The organism is Methanobrevibacter sp. (assembly GCF_045539575.1).
GTDB lineage: Archaea > Methanobacteriota > Methanobacteria > Methanobacteriales > Methanobacteriaceae > Methanocatella.
Map to the genome: position 1 here is coordinate 1 of NZ_JAZQFM010000041.1, position 6,899 is coordinate 6,899.

The 6,899-nt window shown below is 34.5% G+C and carries 9 protein-coding genes; 7 read left to right on the plus strand and 2 right to left on the minus strand.

Annotation, left to right across the window (positions count from 1 at the left end):
• The coding region (locus ACKI30_RS05610; RefSeq protein ID WP_407410629.1) for a carboxymuconolactone decarboxylase family protein at window positions 1–330 on the plus strand (330 nt) is incomplete at its 5' end.
• 11 nt (window positions 331–341) lie between these two features.
• On the opposite strand, the gene ACKI30_RS05615 is transcribed toward ACKI30_RS05610, so the two are convergent.
• Window positions 342–749, minus strand: a complete 408-nt coding sequence (locus ACKI30_RS05615; protein ID WP_292753453.1) for a pyridoxamine 5'-phosphate oxidase family protein — start codon at window positions 747–749, stop codon at window positions 342–344.
• 253 nt (window positions 750–1,002) lie between these two features.
• Here ACKI30_RS05615 and modA point away from each other — a divergent pair, with 253 nt between their 5' ends.
• From modA to ACKI30_RS05630, 3 genes are all read left to right on the plus strand, one after another.
• Window positions 1,003–1,839 (plus strand): molybdate ABC transporter substrate-binding protein, encoded by an 837-nt coding sequence (modA, locus tag ACKI30_RS05620; protein WP_407410631.1) that lies wholly within the window; start codon window positions 1,003–1,005, stop codon window positions 1,837–1,839.
• Between the two features lie 100 nt (window positions 1,840–1,939).
• Window positions 1,940–2,614, plus strand: a complete 675-nt coding sequence (gene modB / locus ACKI30_RS05625; protein WP_407410633.1) for a molybdate ABC transporter permease subunit — start codon at window positions 1,940–1,942, stop codon at window positions 2,612–2,614.
• Between the two features lie 24 nt (window positions 2,615–2,638).
• Complete coding sequence (locus ACKI30_RS05630; protein WP_407410635.1) at window positions 2,639–3,673, plus strand: sulfate/molybdate ABC transporter ATP-binding protein; 1,035 nt, start codon at window positions 2,639–2,641, stop codon at window positions 3,671–3,673.
• A 63-nt stretch (window positions 3,674–3,736) separates the two neighbouring features.
• Here the strand turns inward: ACKI30_RS05630 and ACKI30_RS05635 are convergent, their stop codons facing one another.
• Window positions 3,737–4,276 (minus strand): DNA-3-methyladenine glycosylase I, encoded by a 540-nt coding sequence (locus tag ACKI30_RS05635; RefSeq protein ID WP_407410637.1) that lies wholly within the window; start codon window positions 4,274–4,276, stop codon window positions 3,737–3,739.
• A 182-nt stretch (window positions 4,277–4,458) separates the two neighbouring features.
• On the opposite strand from ACKI30_RS05635, the gene ACKI30_RS05640 reads away from it, so the two are divergent.
• The 3 genes from ACKI30_RS05640 (at window position 4,459) to ACKI30_RS05650 (ending at window position 6,789) form a co-directional block, all read left to right on the plus strand.
• A complete protein-coding gene (locus ACKI30_RS05640; RefSeq protein WP_407410638.1) occupies window positions 4,459–5,601 on the plus strand; it encodes an aldo/keto reductase in 1,143 nt (380 codons plus the stop codon).
• An 88-nt stretch (window positions 5,602–5,689) separates the two neighbouring features.
• The gene (locus ACKI30_RS05645) at window positions 5,690–6,040 is read left to right on the plus strand and encodes a nascent polypeptide-associated complex protein (RefSeq protein ID WP_292739612.1); all 351 of its coding nucleotides are present in this window, start codon (window positions 5,690–5,692) and stop codon (window positions 6,038–6,040) included.
• A gap of 5 nt (window positions 6,041–6,045) precedes the next feature.
• Window positions 6,046–6,789 (plus strand): metallophosphoesterase family protein, encoded by a 744-nt coding sequence (locus tag ACKI30_RS05650; protein WP_407410641.1) that lies wholly within the window; start codon window positions 6,046–6,048, stop codon window positions 6,787–6,789.
• Window positions 6,790–6,899 lie beyond the last annotated feature (110 nt).

Genomic DNA, 6,899 nt, shown 5'->3' on the forward strand with positions numbered 1-6,899 from the left:
GACAGATATTTTGGAGAGGAAATGATTCAGGCCATGAATGATAATGCTCCCGAAGGCCAAAAGCATTTCAACACTTTCCTGGAAGGGTATTGCTTCGGTGACTTTTACACCCGTGACGGTTTAAACGACCAGCAAAGGGAATTGATCACATTCACTTTCATTGCAACTTTGGGTGGCTGTGAAAATCAGTTAAGGGGACACACCCAAGGTAATCTGTCTGTTGGTAATGATAAAGAAAAATTAGTCTCAGCGGTAACGGTTATGTTGCCTTATATTGGTTTTCCAAGGTCTTTAAATGCATTAGCTATTATTAATGAAATTTGTGATTAAGGGAATTCCCCTTAATACTCAAATTCATATGTTTCTTCAACTTCCATCATGTTTCTGATTTCAGCTGTAGCTTTGTCGAGGAAAAAGATTCCCATTTCCCATCCGTTTGCTTTGTATGCTTCAGCAATTTCAGGCATGAGTTCGAATGCTTTTTCAGCTATTTCCTCATTTTTAGTTAAGTCTGCAACACCATAATATCTTAAGAAGTGTTCACCGTCCCATGCGGCAATTTCAACATTAGGGTTTGCTTCCATTTGTTTGTAAACTTCTTTATATGTTCCAACACCGAAATAGATTTTGTCACCATCCAATAAATGGAATCCTAATGGTCTTACTTTTGGTTTGTCGCCGTCTACTGTTGCAAGGTAGAACTCTTCAGCTTTTGTTAAAATTTCGTTTACTTTTTCAATGTTTGACATAATAATACCTCAATTAACATTTAGTTGTGCCTAAATAAATATGTTTCATTATTTTTTAAACAGTATCATCGATGTGAATCTATTTACATCGATATGAAAATATTTATATATCAATATTATTAAATTTATAATTACTAATCATGACAATTGAATGATGATTTAGGATTTTCAATGAATTTTTGAATAATCTAATATTATTGAATTTAATGTCTGATGGTAATATTCATTTAAAATAATTTAAGGGAGAATAATTATGAGGTCAATGAAAAAATTAATGCTTATTGCTATTTTAGCAGCAATAGTTATTGTTAGTGCAGGAACCGTTTCTGCAGGTTTGTTTGACTTTTTAGGCGGTGACTCCAGTAACTCTACTAATGCTAATTTAACAGGTCAAGAAGTAAATTTAGCTGCTGCAGCTAGTTTAAAAAACGCTTTCGATGAAAAATTAATTCCAATGTTTCAGGAAAAATACCCTGGCGTAAAAGTTACTCCTACTTACGCTTCAAGTGGTGATTTGCAAACTCAAATAGAAAATGGTTTAGAAGCTGATGTATTCATGTCTGCAGCTAATAAACAAATGAATAAATTAGCTGAAGAAGATTTAGTCGACAACAGTACAAATCTTCAGTTCTTGGAAAACAAAGTTGTTTTAATTGTTCCTGCTGATTCCAATTCAAACATTTCATCATTTGATGATTTGAAAAACATTAGCGGTAACATCGCTATCGGTGATCCTGAATCCGTACCTGCAGGCCAATATGCTCAGGAAGTATTAAACAACACAGGCATCTGGAGTGATGTTGAATCCAAATTATCATTAGGTACTGACGTAACTGCAGTATTAAACCAAGTAGCACAAGGATCTGCTGAATGTGGTATTGTATATGCTACCGACGCTAAATCCATGCCGGATGATGTAAAAGTTATCTGTGAAGCTCCTGATGATGCTTTAAAAACTCCGGTTATTTATCCTGTAGCTGCTCTTAAAAATTCAACTGATGATAATGCTACAATAGCATTTATGGACTTCTTACAAACCAAAGAAGCTAAAGATGTATTCGTAGAATACGGTTTCACTATCCATGAATAGATTTTTCTATTCATGAATACTTTTTTTTACAATTTTTTGAATAAATTTTAATATAATATTGTTCATATGAATAATATAGTTAAGTAACGGAGTTTAAAATATGATGGATTGGTCCCCTATTTTCATTTCAATGAAGACAGCAAGTTTATCAATTTTTATAACTTTTTTTGTTGGCTTGTTTGTTGCATGGGGAATTGTTAAGATGAAAAATGATGCAATAAAAATAGTATTGGATGGAATTTTCACACTTCCAATCGTATTGCCTCCTACAGTTGTAGGGTTCTTTTTATTGTATGTTTTTGGTGTTAGAGGACCTATCGGTCGATTTTTTATAGACTTCTTTTCAGTAAAAATAGCTTTTTCATGGTCTGCAACTGTTATTGCTGCTGTGGTCATGTCATTCCCGCTAATGTATCGTTCTGCTAGAAGTGCATTCGAACAAGTTGATTCAAACTTATTGGATGCCGGCCGTACACTTGGAATGTCAGAGTGGAAAATTTTCAGGAAAATTTTATTAACAAATGCGCTGCCAGGAGTCATTGGTGGAGGAATTCTTGCTTATGCTCGGGGATTAGGCGAATTTGGTGCTACAGCAATGCTTGCAGGAAATATAGCTGGTCAGACAAGAACCTTGCCTATGGCAGTTTATTCTGAAGTGGCTGCAGGAAACATGGGAAGTGCTTTTGATTATGTAATATTTATTGTTATCATAGCATTTTTTGCAATTTTCATTATGGATTATGTAACCATACGCAAAGAAAAGCAATGGAAATGAGTCGCAAGTTAGAGGGAATTAATCATGGCTAAATTGAAGGTGAATATTCAAAAGGAACTAAAAGAATTTGATTTGAATATTGATTTTGAATTAAAGAATGGATGTTTGGGTATTTTAGGCCCTTCAGGTTGTGGTAAAAGTATCACTCTTAAATCTGTTGCGGGTATTGTTGATCCTGATAATGGTGTTGTAAGTTTAACTACTGATAGCGAAAATGTTTATTTTGATTCTAGTAAAAAAATTAATTTAAAACCTCAAAAAAGGAATGTAGGTTACTTATTTCAAAATTATGCATTGTTTCCCAATATGACTGTTGAAGAAAATGTTGCTGCGGGATTATCTAAGGATGATGATAAGAAGATTGTCTCTGACATGATTAAACGTTTTCATTTGGAGGGGCTTGAGAAAAGATATCCTAGGCAATTGTCCGGAGGTCAACAGCAAAGAGTGGCTTTAGCCCGTATTTTGGCTTATAGTCCTGATGCCATATTATTGGATGAGCCGTTCAGTGCTATGGATACTTTCTTAAAAGAACAACTTCGTATTCAGCTTTCAAATATTCTGAATGATTTTGATGGGTTGTCTATTTTAGTTACTCATGACCGGGATGAAGTGTTCCAGTTCTGTGATGAACTTATAATATTGGATAAGGGTAAGATTATTGCAAAAGGAGAAACCCATAACATTTTCGAAAATCCGAAAAAAGTCCAAGTTGCAAGACTTACTGGTTGTAAAAACATTTCCAAAATAGAAATTATTGATGATTATCACGTCAAATCACTGGATTGGGGAGTCACATTTGAAGTTTCTCAAAAAATTTCACCAAATATTACTCACATTGGAATAAGGGCACACGATTTTTCTCCAGCTTCTGAAAATGATTTAAATTCATTTGATACATCAAATTCAACAAAAATCGAAAAGCCATTTGAATGGGAAATTTCTCTGGCTAATGGATTGTGGTGGAAACGTGATAAACAGATCCATCAGCATGAGTTTGAAATTCCTAAATATCTGAAAGTAGATCCAAAAAATATCATTTTATTGGAAGATAATTAACTGTTAGTATCTATTGGCCTTTAATTTTTCAAAAAACCTTGAAAAATACGTTTCAACATTGTTTCAGTATTTAAAGCAGTCTTCCTGGTGGTTGTCAATAATTCCGATAGCCTCAAGATATGAATAGATTATGGTAGGGCCTACAAATTTCATTCCGCGCTTTTTTAAATCTTTTGAGATATGTCTGGACAAATCTGATTCGGTAAGGTATTCCGCTTTAATGATTTCACCGTCAGTAAATCCCCAGATATATTCATCAAAGCTTCCAAATTCCTTCTGTATTTCGATAAATATCTGCGCATTGTTGATTGCAGCGGTAATTTTTCCCTTGTGGCGAATAATTCCAGCATTTTCCCTTAACTCATTGATTTTAGCATCATCGTAACCGGCTACTTTTTCAACGTCAAAATTATCAAATGCCTCTTTGAAGTTTTCACGCTTTTTTAAGATTGTAATCCATGAAAGGCCTGCCTGAAAGGATTCCAACACTAAAAATTCGAACAGTTCCCTTTCATCATGAGTTGGAACTCCCCATTCCTCGTCATGGTATTTTACATAAATTTCTTCGACGTCTGTAGCCCAAATGCATCTTTTTTTGTTCATGGGAGTATTTTTTATTTAATTACTATATATAATTTTTAAAATTCTTCAACGGATTATATTCTGTTTTCAAGTTCAAATTATGAAAAAAATATATATCATATAGAATTAATAGTTACTATAAAGTTATTGTTCAATCTAATGACTTAGGATTGGATATTTTAAAATTAATTGAGGAGAGAAATATGACAAAATTGGGTATGGGGTTAATGAGACTTCCTCTGGTGGATGAAAATGACCAGACAAGCATTGACATCGATCAGGTAAAAGAAATGGTTGATAAATATATGGAAAGTGGATTCAACGTCTTTGACACAGCTTTTGTATATCATGAAGGTGTTGGCGAGGCTGCTTTCAGAAAGGCAGTTGTTGAAAGGTATCCTAGGGATTCCTATAAGATTTCAACCAAATTGCCATTGTTTGTAATCACTGAAGAATCACAGCTCGAGCCCCTATTCGCGCAGCAACTTGAAAACTGTGGAGTGGATTACTTTGATTATTATTTGCTGCATAACGTAAGCGGATTAACTGAAACTGCCTGGAAGAATGTTGACTTATACTCATTCATTCAAAAGAAAAAAGAAGATGGGTTCATAAAGCATATTGGATTGTCCACTCACGGCAATGCGGAATTTTTAGAGGAACTTTTATTTGAACATCCCGAACTGGAGTTTGTGCTCCTGCAAATCAATTATCTGGACTGGGAAGATGAAGGAATAGAATCCCGTAAATGTCTGGAAGTTGCAAGAAAATATAATGTTCCTGTAATGATTATGGAACCTTATAAAGGAGGTTTTCTTGCAGATGTTCCTGAAGAAGCTGAAAAACTCATGAAGGATTATAATCCTGACAGGTCTGTAGTTTCATGGGCTATGAGATTTGTGGCAAACTTGGATGGAGTTTGTGTAGTTTATACCGGTGCAAGCAATCTGGAACAGCTCGAAAGCAATATTCAAGAATTTAAGAATGCAGATCCATTGAACGATGATGAATTAAAACTCTTGCAAGATGTTTCAGAAATAATTAACAGCAACATCACAGTGGACTGTACCAAATGCAGATACTGTGTTGATTCCTGTCCTGAAGATATAGACATAGCTAAGATATTTGATTTATACAATAAGCATAAAATTTTGGAAAAAGACGACTGGACTCAATTTGGAAATGCTTATTTGAACTATTCAAGGCTTGATGGCGTGGGAATCGCATCCGATTGCAGTGAATGTGAATCCTGCATTGATGAATGCCCTCAGCAAATCAACATTCCTGAAATCTTGAAGGATGTTGTAGAAACATTTGAAACAGAAATCTATGGATTTACAAACTAAATCCATTTTTACTTTTTTTTAACCCAACCAAATTATTAATAACAATTAAAAATATAATTATAAATAGTTATTTTATAGAGGATTAATTATGATACCTGGTATGAATAAAAAACAAATGAAACAGATGGAAAGGCAAATGAAAAAGATGGGCATGAAAATGGAAGAGTTAGAAGGTGTCCGTGAAGTCATTATCCGTTTCGATGAAAAAGAATTGATTATTGATGAACCTAGCGTAAGTTTAATGAATGTTATGGGTCAGGAAACCTACCAAATTGAAGGTAAAGCCCGTGAAGTGGAACTTGAATATGAAGTTGAAATCCCTGATGAAGATGTTGAAATGGTAGCTAACAGCGCTAACGTTTCAGAAGATGAAGCTAGAGCAGCACTTGAAGAATGTAAAGGAGATTTAGCTGAAGCTATTATGAAGTTAAATCAATAGATAAAATGACAGTTATTGCACACATATCCGATTTGCATATAAGCAGAGCAGATTTTGACGAAGAAGTGTTTATGCAGGCTGTGGCCGAGATAAATCACCTGCAGCCGGACATGATCGTACTTACAGGAGATCTCACCAATAATGGTTATTATAAAGAGTTCGAACAGGCAACCAGATACTTGTCCCTGTTTGAAGCGCCGTTATTTGCAATTCCTGGAAATCATGACTCACGTAATTTAGGTTATCAGACATTTGAAGAATTAATAGGTGAGAGAAGCTGGAAACTGACTTTAGGCGATAAGTTTACAGTCATTGGTCTTGACAGCAGTTCTCCTGATGAAAGCAGGGGTCATATTGGTACTCCTCAACATATGTGGTTGGAACACCAGTTGGATGAATGCGTAATTCAGGAGAATTTCGCAATCGTTGCGCTGCACCATCATGTAGTTTCCATTCCTCAAACAGGAAGGGAGCGTAACGTTTTATCTGATGCGGGTGACATCCTGAAAACTCTGACAACCCACGAAGTCGATTTGGTTTTATCAGGGCATAAGCATGTTCCAAACATTTGGAAAATTAACAACACTATTGTTGTCAATGCGGGGTCACTGTGTTCCTGTAAGTTAAGGGGAAAAAATAAAAATTCCTATAATGTGTATAACATCACTGACAGCGAAATTGAGATATTTTTGAATACTGTCGGTGGAGAAAAAATGTTATTTGGAAAGTATTCAAGAAATTCCTTATAAATTAAATTTAAATATTAAATATATTAATATACTATACTGCATTAATTTTTATTATATAGTTAGGTGATATTATGAAAGTTGTCGTTGATGCTTGTAATGTAGTTTATGAT

Coding starts and splice junctions, on each gene's coding strand:
- ACKI30_RS05615 (WP_292753453.1), bottom strand. CDS start 749: ATGTCAAACATTGAAAAAGTAAACGAAATTTTAACAAAAGCTGAAGAG.
- modA (WP_407410631.1), top strand. CDS start 1,003: ATGAGGTCAATGAAAAAATTAATGCTTATTGCTATTTTAGCAGCAATA.
- modB (WP_407410633.1), top strand. CDS start 1,940: ATGATGGATTGGTCCCCTATTTTCATTTCAATGAAGACAGCAAGTTTA.
- ACKI30_RS05630 (WP_407410635.1), top strand. CDS start 2,639: ATGGCTAAATTGAAGGTGAATATTCAAAAGGAACTAAAAGAATTTGAT.
- ACKI30_RS05635 (WP_407410637.1), bottom strand. CDS start 4,276: ATGAACAAAAAAAGATGCATTTGGGCTACAGACGTCGAAGAAATTTAT.
- ACKI30_RS05640 (WP_407410638.1), top strand. CDS start 4,459: ATGACAAAATTGGGTATGGGGTTAATGAGACTTCCTCTGGTGGATGAA.
- ACKI30_RS05645 (WP_292739612.1), top strand. CDS start 5,690: ATGATACCTGGTATGAATAAAAAACAAATGAAACAGATGGAAAGGCAA.
- ACKI30_RS05650 (WP_407410641.1), top strand. CDS start 6,046: ATGACAGTTATTGCACACATATCCGATTTGCATATAAGCAGAGCAGAT.